The 14,230-nt window shown below is 34.2% G+C and carries 8 protein-coding genes and 1 pseudogene; 4 read left to right on the top strand and 5 right to left on the bottom strand.

Going from position 1 to position 14,230, the window contains the following annotated elements; genetic code table 11:
• The first annotated feature begins 117 nt into the window (after window positions 1–117).
• From IEV63_RS00650 to IEV63_RS00640, 3 genes are all read left to right on the top strand, one after another.
• Window positions 118–2,997 (top strand): carboxypeptidase-like regulatory domain-containing protein, encoded by a 2,880-nt coding sequence (locus IEV63_RS00650; protein WP_188404825.1) that lies wholly within the window; start codon window positions 118–120, stop codon window positions 2,995–2,997.
• A 20-nt stretch (window positions 2,998–3,017) separates the two neighbouring features.
• Window positions 3,018–4,406 carry a DUF5689 domain-containing protein gene (locus IEV63_RS00645; RefSeq protein WP_188404824.1) on the top strand — a complete coding sequence of 463 codons (1,389 nt, stop codon included), beginning with the start codon at window positions 3,018–3,020 and terminating at the stop codon, window positions 4,404–4,406.
• A 248-nt stretch (window positions 4,407–4,654) separates the two neighbouring features.
• Entirely contained in the window at window positions 4,655–5,134 is a 480-nt protein-coding gene (locus IEV63_RS00640; RefSeq protein ID WP_188404823.1) for a CYTH domain-containing protein, read from the top strand.
• Between the two features lie 174 nt (window positions 5,135–5,308).
• Here the strand turns inward: IEV63_RS00640 and IEV63_RS00635 are convergent, their stop codons facing one another.
• Window positions 5,309–6,658 carry a hydroxymethylglutaryl-CoA synthase family protein gene (locus IEV63_RS00635; RefSeq protein WP_188404822.1) on the bottom strand — a complete coding sequence of 450 codons (1,350 nt, stop codon included), beginning with the start codon at window positions 6,656–6,658 and terminating at the stop codon, window positions 5,309–5,311.
• A gap of 317 nt (window positions 6,659–6,975) precedes the next feature.
• On the opposite strand from IEV63_RS00635, the gene IEV63_RS00630 reads away from it, so the two are divergent.
• Complete coding sequence (locus tag IEV63_RS00630) at window positions 6,976–8,172, top strand: ATP-binding protein (RefSeq protein ID WP_188404821.1); 1,197 nt, start codon at window positions 6,976–6,978, stop codon at window positions 8,170–8,172.
• A gap of 741 nt (window positions 8,173–8,913) precedes the next feature.
• On the opposite strand, the gene IEV63_RS00625 is transcribed toward IEV63_RS00630, so the two are convergent.
• The 4 genes and pseudogenes from IEV63_RS00625 to IEV63_RS00610 all read right to left on the bottom strand — a co-directional run bounded on the left by IEV63_RS00625 (window position 8,914) and on the right by IEV63_RS00610 (window position 14,141).
• The gene (locus tag IEV63_RS00625) at window positions 8,914–9,246 is read right to left on the bottom strand and encodes a helix-turn-helix domain-containing protein (RefSeq protein WP_188404820.1); all 333 of its coding nucleotides are present in this window, start codon (window positions 9,244–9,246) and stop codon (window positions 8,914–8,916) included.
• A 4-nt stretch (window positions 9,247–9,250) separates the two neighbouring features.
• Window positions 9,251–9,583: pseudogene (locus tag IEV63_RS00620) on the bottom strand (type II toxin-antitoxin system RelE/ParE family toxin).
• A gap of 493 nt (window positions 9,584–10,076) precedes the next feature.
• Window positions 10,077–11,327 carry a 2-oxoglutarate dehydrogenase complex dihydrolipoyllysine-residue succinyltransferase gene (gene odhB, locus IEV63_RS00615; RefSeq protein ID WP_188404819.1) on the bottom strand — a complete coding sequence of 417 codons (1,251 nt, stop codon included), beginning with the start codon at window positions 11,325–11,327 and terminating at the stop codon, window positions 10,077–10,079.
• A 12-nt stretch (window positions 11,328–11,339) separates the two neighbouring features.
• Complete coding sequence (locus IEV63_RS00610; protein ID WP_188404818.1) at window positions 11,340–14,141, bottom strand: 2-oxoglutarate dehydrogenase E1 component; 2,802 nt, start codon at window positions 14,139–14,141, stop codon at window positions 11,340–11,342.
• Window positions 14,142–14,230: the final 89 nt, after the last annotated feature.

The following is a 14,230-nucleotide window of genomic DNA, read 5'->3' as shown; positions in this document are numbered from 1 at the left end:
ATTAATTTATTGTAAAGTTGATATTTTTAAGATGCCAAAAATAAGCAATTAATATTATTTATATACATTTGCAGCGTTTTCATAATAATTTCTTAAAATATAGTTACTACTTAAAACATGAACAAAACATTAATTAAAACACTTATCTTATTGTTGTTTCCTCTATGGGCAATTGCACAACAGGCCAACATTAAAGGTAAAGTAATAGACGACGAGAATGAAGATCCGATACAAAGTGTAAAAGTCTTTTTAGAGGGTACACCAGTCGCAACAACTACAAATGAAACTGGAGAATTTAGCTTTGAAGGTATTAATTTACCTTTAGGAGAACAAGTATTAGTACTTGAATTGGAAGGTTATTTAGGTAAAAAATATCCCGTTGTAATTTCAGAAGGATCCGAAATTGATTTGGGTATTTTATTTTTAAATGTAGATATTTCTGAAGAGAAATTCAGAATAGGCACGATTAGTCTATCCGACGATGAAATTGGTGAAGGCGATGATGCTTCATTTAACATTTCGGGTTTATTACAAGCTTCTCGTGATACTTATTTAAGAGCTGCCGCATTCGATTTTAGTACTACCTTTTTTAGACCAAGAGGTTACGACAACGCACGTGGTAAAGTTTTAATCAACGGCTTAGAAATGAACAAGCAATTCTCAGGAAGACCCCAATGGGGGAACTGGGGTGGTTTAAACGATGTAATTAACAGTAGCCGTGAATTTACCATGTATTCTGAAGCAAACGAATATAACTTTGGAGATATTGCTGGAACAACAAACCTTATTATGCGTGCTTCACAAATGCGTTCTGGAGGTCGAGTTTCTTACGCGTTTTCAGACCGAACCTACCAAGGTAGAATGATGGCAAGTTATAATTCAGGAATGGATAGCAATGGCTGGGCATATTCGGTTTTAGCATCTAGAAGATACGGTGATGAAGGTTTCAGAGAAGGTACATCTTACGATGCTAACTCTTTCTTTTTAGCAGTAGAAAAACGAATCAACTCAAAACACTCTATTAACTTAACTAGTTTTTATGCACCAAACATGCGTGGTATTGGTACATCAATTACGCAAGAAGTTAGAGATTTAAAAGGAAGAGAATATAACCCTAACTGGGGAATGCAAAATGGCAAAATGCGTAATACACGTATGCGTAGAACCGAAGAGCCAGTTTTTGTCTTAAGTCACTATTGGGATGTAAACGATAAAATTAAAATTAACACCAATGCCATGTACCAAACGGGACGCTTTGGTACAACTCGTGTAAATAATGGTGGTACGCGATTGGTTGAAACGAGTGAAGGAGAAAGTGTATACCAAGGTGGCGCCCTTAATCCAAGCCCGATTTATTACCAAAATTTACCAAGTTACTTTTTAAGAGGTATTAATCCTAGTGCTGGAGATTATCAAGCAGCCTGGTTTGCTAGAGAAAGGTTTGAACAAGATGGGCAATTTGATTGGAATAGGGTTTACGAAACTAATTTAAGTAACTTAAATCGCGGAGGAAATTCTACTTATGTATTACAAGAAGACCGAGTTGATGATACGCAAATTCAATTTAATTCGATTATTGATGCTGAAATTGACGAAAATATAAGATTTAACGGAAGTTTAAATTACCGCCATTTACTCAGTGAAAATTTTGCTGAATTAAACGATTTACTTGGAGGAGAACGCTTTTTAGATGTTGATTTTTTTGCTGAAGAAAGCGCAATTGTTGCCGGTACTTTACAAGATTTAGCGCAGTCCGATATTAGAAACCCAAACAGAACAGTTACCGAAGGTGAGCGTTTTCAATACAATTACGAAGTTGAAGCCAATGTAGCAAATGCGTTTGGGCAGTTTCAATTTAACTACAATAAAATTGATTTCTACGTAGGGGGTAACTTTGGTAAAACCACTTACCAACGAAATGGTTTGTACGAAAATGGATTTTTCCCAGGAAACCTGTCTTTTGGTAAAGGTGAAGAATTAGATTTTACAACTTATGGAGCTAAATTGGGAGGTGTGTATAAAATATCTGGTAGACACTTAATCCAGTTTAACGCTTCGCATATGCAAAATGCACCAACCATTCGAAATTCATACAATAACGCAAGGCAAAATAATGAAGTAGTAGATGGTTTAACTGAAATTAAAGTAAATTCTGCTGACTTAGGCTATATTTATAGAACACCTAAAATTAAAGCTAGAGCAACTGCCTTTTACACTACTTTTGAAGATGAAACCAATGTAAACTTCTTCTTTTCTCAATCTATCGGTAGTACACTAGTAAACGATGGAGCATCATTTGTTCAAGAAGTAACTACTGGGATAGATAGAAGACACATGGGATTAGAATTTGGTTTTGAGTATCAAATTACATCCACTATTCTATTAAAAACAGCAGGTAATTTTGGGCAGTATTTTTACACCAATAATCCAAACTTGTACTTATCAGGTAGAGATTTTCCAGGGGAACAAATAAGCTTTGGTAGCGGAAAAACAGCAATGAAAAATGTTCGTGTTTCTGGAGGTCCACAGCAAGCTTATCAATTAGGTTTTGAATATAGAGATCCAGATTTTTGGAACATAGGTTTAACTGCCAATTATTTTGCCGATAACTTTATTGGAGCAAGTTTCTTTAACCGTTCAGACAACTTTGCTATAGATGAAGATGAACTACCTATTGTAGATTATGATGAAGAAGTGGCACAGCAATTATTAAAACAAGAAAAATTCCCAGAATATTTTGTATTCAACTTAACTGGTGGTAAATCTTGGAGAATTACAGGAGCAAACGATAAACGTTACTATGTAGGATTCTTTGCAGTAATAGGAAATGTATTGGACCAAGAATTTGTAACTGGTGGTTTTGAACAAAGCCGAACTTCAAATTATACATCTAGAAGAGAAGATATGATTGTTAACTCTGGTGGACCTTTATTCGGAAATCGTTATTTTTACGGTTTTGGAAGAACTTATTACTTAAACGCATATATTAGATTTTAAACAAAAAATTACTTAGAAAAATGAAAAATATAAAATTCAAATTTGTTGCTTTTAGCTTACTAATTACATTTGGCTTAGCAATTACATCTTGTGTAGACGATGACTTTGGAATTCCACAAGCTGGACCCCAAGAGCCTGTCGAAATTGATGGAGACATTATTAGCATCAGTGCTGTTTTAGGCGAAATAGCTCAAAATGACGGTGAAGTAACTACTTTATCTTTTGTTGAAGATACCTATGTTGAAGGTTACGTAGTAAGTTCGGATGAAGGAGGGAACTTTTTTAAAGAACTATGGATACAAGACAAACCCGTAAACCCAACAGCGGCTATTCGAATAGCTATCGATATTTCAAGTATGTTTGGTACTTACAACTTAGGTAGAAGAATCTATGTAAAGCTTGACGGCTTAAGCATTGGTAGAGATAGTGGTAATCCAAGTATAGGGATAATAAACGGAGATCGAATTAATCGAATTCCTCAAGCGCAAGCTGAACAAGCCATTGTTAGAGACGCCATAGTTGAAGAAATTGTAGCCAAAGAAGTTGCTATGAATGAATTAAATAGAAGCTTGCTAGGTCAATACATTAAATTTCCTAATGTACAATTTCCTGCTTCTTCAATAGAACAAGGCTTAACTTTTGCATCAGAACCTAACGATTCTTTTGATGCGGAACGTACTTTACAAAGCTGTTTATCTAACTCAACTGTTCCTTTAGGAACAAGTACATTTTCAGATTTTAAAGCTGCAAGCTTACCTTCTGCAGCTGGAGAAATTAAAGGTGTTTTGTTAAGAGCATTTGCAGACGCAAATTATTTATTTAAATTGAATACGGTAGAAGATATTAACTTTGACCAAGAACGATGCGATCCTGAACCATTATGTGAAGGTCCAAGCGGTGGAGACGATATAATTTTTGAAGAAGACTTCGAAGGTATATCGAGTATAGCTCAACTTAGCGGATGGATAAATGTAAACACACAAGGTGGTTCTTTAAATTGGAGAACTGGAAGCTTCTCAAACAATACTTACGCACAAGTCTCTGGTTTTAACAGTGGTCAATCTTACGATGCTTGGTTGGTTACCCCAGAAATTAATTTAAGTAATAGTTCTTTAGAAGAAGTAAGTCTAGACTTAGAAGCTGCCTTCGACAACGGATCTAGCTTATCTATTTTAGTAACCGAAAACTTTACAGGTGATGTTGAAACTACAGACTGGATAACCATAGAAGGAATTGAAGTTCCACAAGGTCCATCGTCTGGATTTGGTGGATTGTCTGCAGCTGGTGTAGAAAACATTTCATGCCTAGAAAACATACGTTTTGCTTTCCGTTACCAAGGAAGCGATCCCGATGGTGTAACTACACGTTACCACGTAGACAACCTTCGTATTAGTGGTCAAGCCAACTAATTACAAATTAAAACTATATTTAAAACGGCTTAGCATATTTGTTAAGCCGTTTTTTATTTACCGTATACTTATTTAGCCTGCTCTTTTACATAAAGGATAAACTTTTAGTATTTTAATTTTAATCTTCCCTATTTACTATTTAAAGAACTTGTATTTAAACTCTACATAAAATAAAGACAGTCTACATGAACTTCTCAATTTGGTATTAGAAGTTTACTTAACTTGCATTTTGTTTTAAAACAAGATTTATGCAGGAAATTGAACGCAAGTTTTTAGTAAAAAACCATGACTTTAAAAATGAAGCAACATCTTCTAGCATTATACGCCAAGCATTTATAAGTCGGCATCCAGAACGAACTGTTCGAGTACGGCAATATGGCGATAAAGGATTTTTAACCATTAAAGGCAAATCTTCGGCTGATGGAACAACCCGAATGGAATGGGAAAAAGAAATTCCCCTTAACGAAGCAAAACAACTTTTTGACTTATGTGAACCTGGTGAGATCTATAAAGAACGTTACCTGGTTCAATTGAAAGGTTTTACTTTTGAAATTGATGAGTTTTTTGGTGAAAACCAGGGCTTAATAATTGCTGAAATCGAATTGCATTCCGCTAATCAAGTTTTTCTTAAACCAGCTTGGCTAGGAAAAGAAGTTACTGGCGATGTACGATTTTATAATTCACAGTTAAGTAAAAATCCATTTTCTAACTTTAAACATAACATCTAATTGAATAAATTTTAACTTGAATGATTTTAATTTGTTTCCAAAAAAATCAAGTTAGAATTGTATATATGCCTAATTTTAAAATTGTACACGATTCACTTTCAACATCTTTATTAGATGTAGAAATCACTCGAATTAACATGTTTTTTATGGTCTAGCAATAAAGGCTTAAAAGCTCTAGGCCTTAAAAACATAATTTCGTTTACCTATTAACACAGGGTTTTCTTTTTCAATACCAATTAAGACTACTTCATTTGAAGCTTGAATTACCGAATTAGTTAGTTCTTTCTTGTGTAATGCTTCATAAGTTTTAAAATCGATAGCTGTAGTTTTTTCTAGTTCTTCAAACAAATTAGTTTTAGCAATTTGCGATTTCCAAGAACCTTCTAATTCAGCTTCGAAAACCTTTGACTTACTGCCGCTTCCGTAAGCAATAAACCCAATTTTATTCGATGTTAATTCCTTTTCTTTTTTATAGTATAAAGCTGAAGCTAACCCCAAAAAGATAGACCCCGTGTAAATGTTTCCCACTTTTGCAGAAGCTACTTCAGAAGGGTATAATTTTTCAGTAACCAGTTTTCGGTAAAATTCAGATTTGGTAAAAGCTTTTAATTTTTCGGCAAAAGTTTCTCCAGATTGCTCTTCTACCGCATTTGGATATTCTTCGGCTACAATATGTTGAAAAGTTCTTCTACCTTGGAAACAGTAGGGAAGGTGCATAGCAATGAACTCCCAGTTGTCAAAACAGGCTTTTTCAGATGTTTTCTGATTTTTAAAATGAAAATAAGCAGATTTAATGCGATTAATGTAACATTCGTTGGAGTATTGTCCATCAAACACCGGCTGTTCTTTATAAATGCTTATTTCGTTCTCTAAAACACCTTGCCATTCTGTATTATTTGAAATTTCTTGTATTTCGTTTTTAGAAACAGTTCTTCTAGGTTTAAAGAAGTCAAATACACCTTCAGTAGAAACCCCGGTAGTTAAATCGAAGCTCAACATTTTCGGATTGGCTTCTATTAACATAACAACTGCACCAGAACCTTGAGTGTATTCTCCGCCAGATGCTAAATCGTATTTAGCTACATCAGATGCAATAACGATACACTTTTTTTCAGGGCGTAAACGCACATAATCTAAACAAGTTTGCATAGCATCTACAGCTCCAATACAGGCAAAAGTTAGGTCGACTACATCGCAATGTTGAGTAGAATTCTCGCCATATTTTTCTTCAACTAAGGGAAGTAAAAAGGAAGCTACTGGTTTTGAGCTGTCCACTCCACTTTCTGTCCCTACATAAATTCGATCGATTTCTTGTGGGTGAATTTGCTCTGCTGCTAGTAATTTTAGCAAGGCATTTGCTGCAAAACAAACCGTATCCTGATGTACATCAGGGAAACTCATGCGCTGTAATCCTAAGCCTTTTATTAATTTTAAAGGTTCGATATTTCTGTTTTCAGCCAAAACTTCTATGGGTAGATATAATTTAGGGAAGTCGATTTGCAGTGCGCTTATTCCTACTTTCATTGTTTAAGGATTTTAAGGGTAAAATTAAATCCATTTATAAAATAGACTCAAAAACAAAACTTAAATTGAACTTATTAACTTCATTTTTATGAAATATTCAATTAGTTTGTATTTGATTGATTTTATCTTAAATTATTCAAGATTTTCAGAAAGTATTTTTGATAATTCTGAAGTAAGTTGAGCATACTTAGATTTTGCTTTGCATGGATTGCAAATCCGTGCTTTCGGCTTGTTGGCGACTGAATGGTCTAAAAAAACAAAAATAATACATTATACTATACAAAAAAAAGTATATTTGTACAATAAAGTATACAAAAATGGAAGAATTAACAACACGATATTATAATAAATTAAAACACATAAATACCGGTTTTGTGAGAAGTATCATGCAAACTATAAACTGGAATGCAAGATTGATTGGTATAAAAGGCGCGAGAGGAGTAGGTAAAACAACTCTCCTCCTGCAATATTTAAAACTGCATTTTCATGAAAACATAGAAGATACTTTATATATAAGTTTAGATTCCTTTAGTTTTAAAGGACTCAGTTTGGTGGCCTTGGCAGATGAGTTTGTAAAAATAGGTGGGAAACATCTATTTATCGATGAAGTGCATAAATACAACAATTGGGCACAAGAGTTAAAAAACATCTACGATGATTATCCAGAACTGCAAGTTGTATTTACAGGGTCTTCGTTGTTAGAAATATTAAACTCACGTGCAGATTTAAGTAGAAGAGCAGTGATTTATCATATGCAAGGACTATCATTTAGAGAATACTTAACATTAGAATCTGGTGAAAAGTTTGAGCAACTAGAATTAGAAGATATATTAAAAAATCATCTTTCCATTTCACAAGGGATCAATGAAAAAATTAAGCCTTTTCGGTATTTTCAAAATTATTTGAAATGTGGTTATTATCCTTTTTATAAGGAAGAAACTGACCTTTATGAGCAACGCATAGAAGAGGTAATCAACATGATGCTTGAAATTGAATTGCCTTTATTAAGAGGTGTTGAAATAGGACTAATAACAAAAATCAAACAACTCTTGACCATTATATCTTCATCCGTTCCTTTTACGCCCAATATTACTAATCTTAGTAAGAAAATGAATATACACAGGAATACCTTAATGAGTTATTTGCATTATCTAGAAGAAATTAATTTGACTATAAACTTACAAAAGGAAGCCCGAGGAAGCGTAAAATTGCAAAAGCCAAATAAAATTTACTTGGAAAACACGAACTTAATGTACACACTTTCTCCAAATGCCATTAACAAAGGAAATATTAGAGAAGCTTTTTTTGCCAACCAATTAAATTACAGACACCAGTTGCATTATCATCCCAAAACTGATTTTTATGTAGATTGTAAATATGCTTTTGAAGTAGGTGGTGCAGATAAATCCAAGAAACAAATTTTGGATTTGAAACAAGCTTTTATTGCAGCAGATGATATTGAATATGGATACCAGAATAAAATACCACTTTGGTTGTTTGGATTTTTATATTAAAGTACTTGTGCAATAGGAAGATAAAATTGTGTTCAATAGTCTCATTTAATAGTAATTTGGAATTATTGGCTAAGCTTTGATTACCGTTGTAAAAAATATCTTCCGTATTATTAATGCGCTGCTTACTAAAATTCAGTTTAAAGATTTTTAGAAAGTATTTTTGATAATTCTGAAGTGACTTTAGCATACTTAGATTTTGCTTTGTACGGATTGCAAATCCGTGCTAACGTTTTTTTTTCTTTTACAACTATTATGAGTTTTGATAAATTGAAATTTTGAAATCCAATCCTAATATTCGTAATAGATTAAAGCAAGTTCATTTACTTTTTTAATTCAGTATCAGAAGTGATTAAAGCTAAATTTAGTTATAAAGCTGTTGCTATAATTATGCTATCTGGAAGTTTAGTTTTGTAATTTTTTCTAACCCTAATCGTTTCTTGTTTTATTTCATTATTGATGTTAATTATCTTGCATTGGGAAACAAATTCACGAATAATATTTTCTTCACTTTTAGAAATTCCTTTATATCCTAATAATTCTAGCGGTGAAGTATAAGAACAGTAGCGCAGTAAGTATGCACATTCTGTTCGGTTATGCTCAAGCCGTTTTTTGTTTTAAGGTTTTACAATTTACATTTTTAAAAGCTAAAACAAAAAATGGCGAGCTTGCAAATTTTTACGAAACATTGGTTTAGCACCTGATTGCCCTATTGTTTTTATACAGTGTTACCTGTAGTGCTTTCTACGCTACTTTAAATTCCGCTTCATTCATCTCCACACTAAATTTGACATTAGCTTTTAATGCTCGGAATACTTTTAAAATTGTTTCAATGGTGACGTTTTTAGTATTCCGTTCCAGTTTGGAAATCTGTGATTTTTGTACGCCAATCAGTTCGCCAAGTTGCTCTTGGGTCAATTTCCGTTCTTTTCGGACGGACTTTATCATTTCGCCCAACAATTCCATTCGCAAGTCAAATTCGTATTTGTCACGCTCTAACGTTCCAATTTTTCCGATGTCTCTGTCCTTTAATTGGTCAAGAGTCATCATTTTCATTTTTTTGTTTTTCGATGCCATAGTTCTACAGTTCAAAGTATTCTTTTCTAATTCGTTCGGCTTTATCAATATCAGCTTTTGGCACTTTGCTTACTTTCTTGACAATTCCGTGTGTTGAAATAACAAGCGTTTCGGATTTGTCCGTTCTGTCCTAAAATGCGAATAGCCTGTATTGTAATCTGCTATATTTAGTTCTGAATTCCCAAATATCATCAGTTAGTTTTTTGAACAGCTTAGGGTCAAGTCCGAGTTTGGCTTTGTCAATGTTGTAATAGATTTTCTCTTTTGTTTTCAAATCGAGACTATCTAAAAAATCAATCGCTTGTTCGAGAAAAACGACATCAAATCTTTTGTTCATTCAGTTTCTTTGTTCGATTAACGATACAAAGATAATTAAAAAGTTGAATTATATGGAAACTTTATCAATTTTGGTTCACATTACAGGTAACTCCTTAATAACAGAGATATATAATTACTTTTTATTTAATAGTTCCGCGAGTGTTTCATCTCCATTTAGCAAATAGAGAATTATATTGGTATCTAGGAATAACTTATCTCCACTCATCAAGTAATTCTTTCTGAATTTTTAGCGCATCCTTTTCTAAGCTTATTTTACCCACATATTTATATACATCAACCTAGTTCTTTCTTTAAATCTTCTAATACGTCTTTGATGTTTTTTTTGATGCTCCTTGCTTGATTGTCATTACCATAGCTTTCTCTTTTAAAATACAAACGTAATTTATTGTTTTATTGAATTAAAAGATGTAATAATTTTTAAAATTATTTTATTAAAAAATCCGCTTTACAATAAAGTAAAACGGATTTCTGTAATTATCTATATGAAATTGTTACAGTTCCAAAGCTTTTTTCACATTGCCATCCATCAACAATTCTTCTGGACTTTCTAAAGCTTCTTTAATAGCGACTAAGAATCCAACAGATTCGCGTCCGTCAATAATTCTGTGGTCATAAGAAAGTGCAACATACATAATAGGTCGTATTTCAACTTTTCCATCAATAGCTACAGGGCGTTCAACAATATTGTGCATGCCTAAAATTCCACTTTGCGGCGGATTGATAATTGGTGTTGATAACATCGAGCCAAATACACCACCGTTGGAAATGGTAAAGGTTCCGCCTGTCATTTCATCTACGGTAATTTTTCCATCTCTTGCACGTAAAGCCAAGCGTTTAACTTCTTGTTCAACTCCACGGAAACTTAAGTTTTCTGCATTTCGCATTACAGGTACCATTAAACCTTTAGGTCCAGAAACGGCAATGCTAATGTCTTTATAATCGTAGGTAATCATCTCTTTACCATCGATCATGGAGTTTACGGCTGGGAATTTTTCTAATGCTCTCACTACAGCTAGCGTAAAGAAAGACATAAAACCAAGACCAACTCCGTGCTTTTCTTTAAATTCTTCTTTGTATTGGCTGCGTAAATCAAAAATAGGCTGCATGTTTACTTCGTTAAAGGTAGTTAGCATAGCCGTTTCATTTTTAGCGCTAACTAAACGTTCTGCAACTTTTCTACGAAGCATCGACATTTTACTTCTAGATTCGCCACGTGCTCCATTTCCTGGCGTTCCCATAGAAGGTTTGCCATCGGCTTGTTCGGCATCGTATTTTGTAATTCGTCCGTCGCGACCTGTTCCTTTTACATCTTTAGCATCGATGCCTTTTTCATCTAAAGTTTTCTTAGCAGCAGGTGAAGGACTTCCTGATGCATAAGACTTTTCAGAAGATGAAGATTCTTTATTGTCTTTTGAAGTTTCATCTTCTTTTGAAGCTTCTTCCTTTTTATCAGAATCTTTTGCTTTATCTTGTTTTTTATCTGAAGCATCTTCACTTGGCTTTTCGGCTTCTGTATCGATTAAACATACCACTTGGCCAACTTCAACTACATCGCCTTCTTCTGCTTTAAGGGTGATAATCCCAGCTGCTTCGGCAGGAAGTTCTAAGGTTGCTTTGTCGCTATCTACTTCGGCAACTGCTTGATCTTTTTCAACGTAGTCGCCATCTTGTACTAACCATTCTGCGATTTCTACTTCGCTAATTGACTCGCCTGGTGAAGGCACTTTCATTTCTAAAGCCATATTGTATAATCTTTATTTTTGTTCTTTTTTATAATCTCTAATGTGGTTGTCTTTTGAAGGATCAAACACATAATCTATCACGCCTTCATGTCTTTTTTGGAAACGTGCTGAACTTCCTGCTGCAGGTGAGCTGTAAAATCTTCTACTGCAAACTCTAAATTCTTTAATCTTATCAAAATGAAGCATTAAGTGCGTGTATGCACCCATGTTCATTGGTTCTTCTTGTGCCCAAACTAAATCGGTTGCTTTGTTGTATTTTTTTATTACTGCATTAATTTCTTCTTCAGGAATCGGGAATAGTTGCTCTAAACGAACTAAAGCCATGTCTTTTCTTCCTTCTTCTTCTCTGCGTTTTAACAAGTCGTAATAAAATTTACCTGAACAAAAAACTATGGTTTTTACATCTTTTACTTTGGCTTCTGCATCGTCGATTACTTCTTGGAAACTTCCATTAGCTAGTTCTTCTTTGGTGGAAACCACTTTTGGGTGTCGTAATAAACTTTTAGGAGTAAATACTACTAAAGGCTTTCTATAATTAATCTTCATTTGTCTACGTAACAAATGGTAAAAATTAGCTGGTGTTGTACAATTAGCAATAAACATATTGTCTTTGGCACAAAGCTGAAGGTAACGCTCCATTCTTGCTGAAGAGTGTTCTGAACCTTGGCCTTCGTAACCATGTGGTAAAAGTAAAACTAAGCCGTTTTGAGTTTTCCATTTATCTTCAGCTGAAGAAATATATTGGTCGATCATAATTTGAGCTCCATTGCTAAAGTCTCCAAATTGTGCTTCCCAAATGGTTAAGGTTTTAGGGCTAGCCATGGCGTAACCATAATCGAAACCAACTACGGCATATTCAGATAAAAGTGAGTTATAAATATAAAAATGCGCTTGTATATTAGAAATATTATTGTGTGGTACTACTTCTTCTTCGCTGTCTTCTACTTTTACTACAGCATGTCGATGCGAAAAGGTTCCGCGTTCTACATCTTGTCCTGTAATACGCACATCGTGTCCTTCATGAAGTAAAGTAGCATACGCTAATAACTCGCCCATAGCCCAATCTAATTCATTCTTTTCGAAAAACATTTTTTTCCGATTATCGAATAAGCGATTGGTTTTCTTTAAAAACTTTTTATCCTCGGGTAGGGTAGTAATGGCTTCAGCAAGCTCGCTTAACAAGTCAATGTCGAAAGTAGTATCAACTTCCTTTAACATGTCTTCTTTGTTTCCGTACTCAAAACCATCCCAAGCTTCTTGTAAAATAGGAGTAACTATCGTAGTGCTTTCCTTTTTAGAATCTTTGAAACTTTCTTCTAAACGAGCTTTATATTGTTCTTCAATTTCTTTAATGTGGTCTTGGTTAATTACACCTTCGTCAATCAGCTTTTCTGCATAAATATCTCTTGGGTTATTATGCTTAGAAATAGCTTTATATAGTTGTGGTTGAGTAAACCTCGGTTCATCACCTTCATTATGTCCATACTTTCTATACCCTAATAAATCGATAAATACGTCTCTGCCAAATTCCATACGATAGTCTAAGGCAAAATTGATGGCGTGCACAACGGCTTCAACATCGTCAGCATTTACATGTAAAACTGGAGATAAAGTTACTTTAGCCACGTCTGTACAATAGGTAGATGAACGCCCATCGATGTAATTGGTTGTAAAACCAATTTGGTTGTTTACCACAATGTGAATTGTACCTTGTGTTTTATAACCATCTAACTGTGCCATTTGCACAATTTCGTAGGCAATACCTTGAGCGGCAATGGCAGCGTCTCCATGTACAACAATAGGGAGTACATTTTGTTCTTCGCCTAAATGATGATCGTCTTGTTTAGCGCGAACAATACCTTGCACTACAGCACCTACCGTTTCTAAGTGAGATGGGTTTGGTGCAATATTTAAATTAATTTCTTTACCAGAATCAGTTTTTCTTACAGATGTCCATCCTAAGTGATATTTTACATCACCGTCAAACCCTTCTACTTCGTAATCTTTTCCTTCGAATTCGTTAAAAATATCTTTGGTGTTTTTTCCGAAGATATTTGCCAAAGTATTTAATCTACCACGGTGCGCCATACCCATTACAAATTCTTTTACACCTTTGTTGGCTGCACCTTCAATTAAGGCATCTAAGGCAGGAATTAAACTCTCGTTTCCTTCTAATGAAAAACGCTTTTGGCCTACATAACTTTTGTGCAAGAAATTTTCAAAAGTAACGGCTTCATTGAGCTTTCGGAGTATGTTTTTCTTTTGGTCTGTATTAAAATTAGGTTGATTTTCATTTTGGTAAATCCTATTTTGAATCCAATCTATTTCTTCAGGCTTTCTAATATAAGCATATTCAACCCCAATTGAATCGCAAAACACATTTTCTAAAAATTCAACAATGCGTTTTAATTTGGCCTTGCCAATACCAATCAGTTCACCAGCTTTAAATTCTTGTTCCAGATCAGATTGATTCAGTCCAAAGAGCTCCAAGGTAATTTCCGGTCGGTAGGTTCTTCTAGCACGAACAGGATTGGTTTTAGTGAATAAATGCCCACGGTGACGGTAAGCATCGATCAGATTAATTACCTGAAATTCTTTTTTTACATCGTCGGGAATTTCAACTTGATGCTTTTCTTTAGTTTCTGCATCTTGAAGCATAACTTCTTGTGCTTCAGTTCCTATTTGACCAAAATCGAAACCTTGGAAAAAGGCTCTCCAGCTCGGTTCGATGGCATCGGGATTAACTAAGTATTTTTGGTATAAATCTGCTAAGTACGAAGGATGTACTGCATTGAGAAACGAAAATGGGTCCATATACGGAAATTACGATTTCAAATTGAATTACAAAATTACAACTTTAGCTTAACTTAGTATATAAACATTAACAATTATTAAAGTAAGGA

Origin of the sequence: Psychroflexus salis (genome assembly GCF_014640175.1) — a bacterium.
Lineage (GTDB): Bacteria > Bacteroidota > Bacteroidia > Flavobacteriales > Flavobacteriaceae > Psychroflexus > Psychroflexus salis.
The sequence above is the reverse complement of the archived record's forward strand: the minus strand, read 5'-3'. Positions and strand labels throughout refer to the sequence as shown.

Excerpts from the sequence above, each read along its gene's own strand:
- IEV63_RS00640 (WP_188404823.1), top strand. The coding sequence starts at position 4,655 with ATGCAGGAAATTGAACGCAAGTTTTTAGTAAAAAACCATGACTTTAAA.
- IEV63_RS00635 (WP_188404822.1), bottom strand. The coding sequence starts at position 6,658 with ATGAAAGTAGGAATAAGCGCACTGCAAATCGACTTCCCTAAATTATAT.
- IEV63_RS00650 (WP_188404825.1), top strand. The coding sequence starts at position 118 with ATGAACAAAACATTAATTAAAACACTTATCTTATTGTTGTTTCCTCTA.
- IEV63_RS00630 (WP_188404821.1), top strand. The coding sequence starts at position 6,976 with ATGGAAGAATTAACAACACGATATTATAATAAATTAAAACACATAAAT.
- IEV63_RS00645 (WP_188404824.1), top strand. The coding sequence starts at position 3,018 with ATGAAAAATATAAAATTCAAATTTGTTGCTTTTAGCTTACTAATTACA.
- odhB (WP_188404819.1), bottom strand. The coding sequence starts at position 11,327 with ATGGCTTTAGAAATGAAAGTGCCTTCACCAGGCGAGTCAATTAGCGAA.
- IEV63_RS00625 (WP_188404820.1), bottom strand. The coding sequence starts at position 9,246 with ATGGCATCGAAAAACAAAAAAATGAAAATGATGACTCTTGACCAATTA.
- IEV63_RS00610 (WP_188404818.1), bottom strand. The coding sequence starts at position 14,141 with ATGGACCCATTTTCGTTTCTCAATGCAGTACATCCTTCGTACTTAGCA.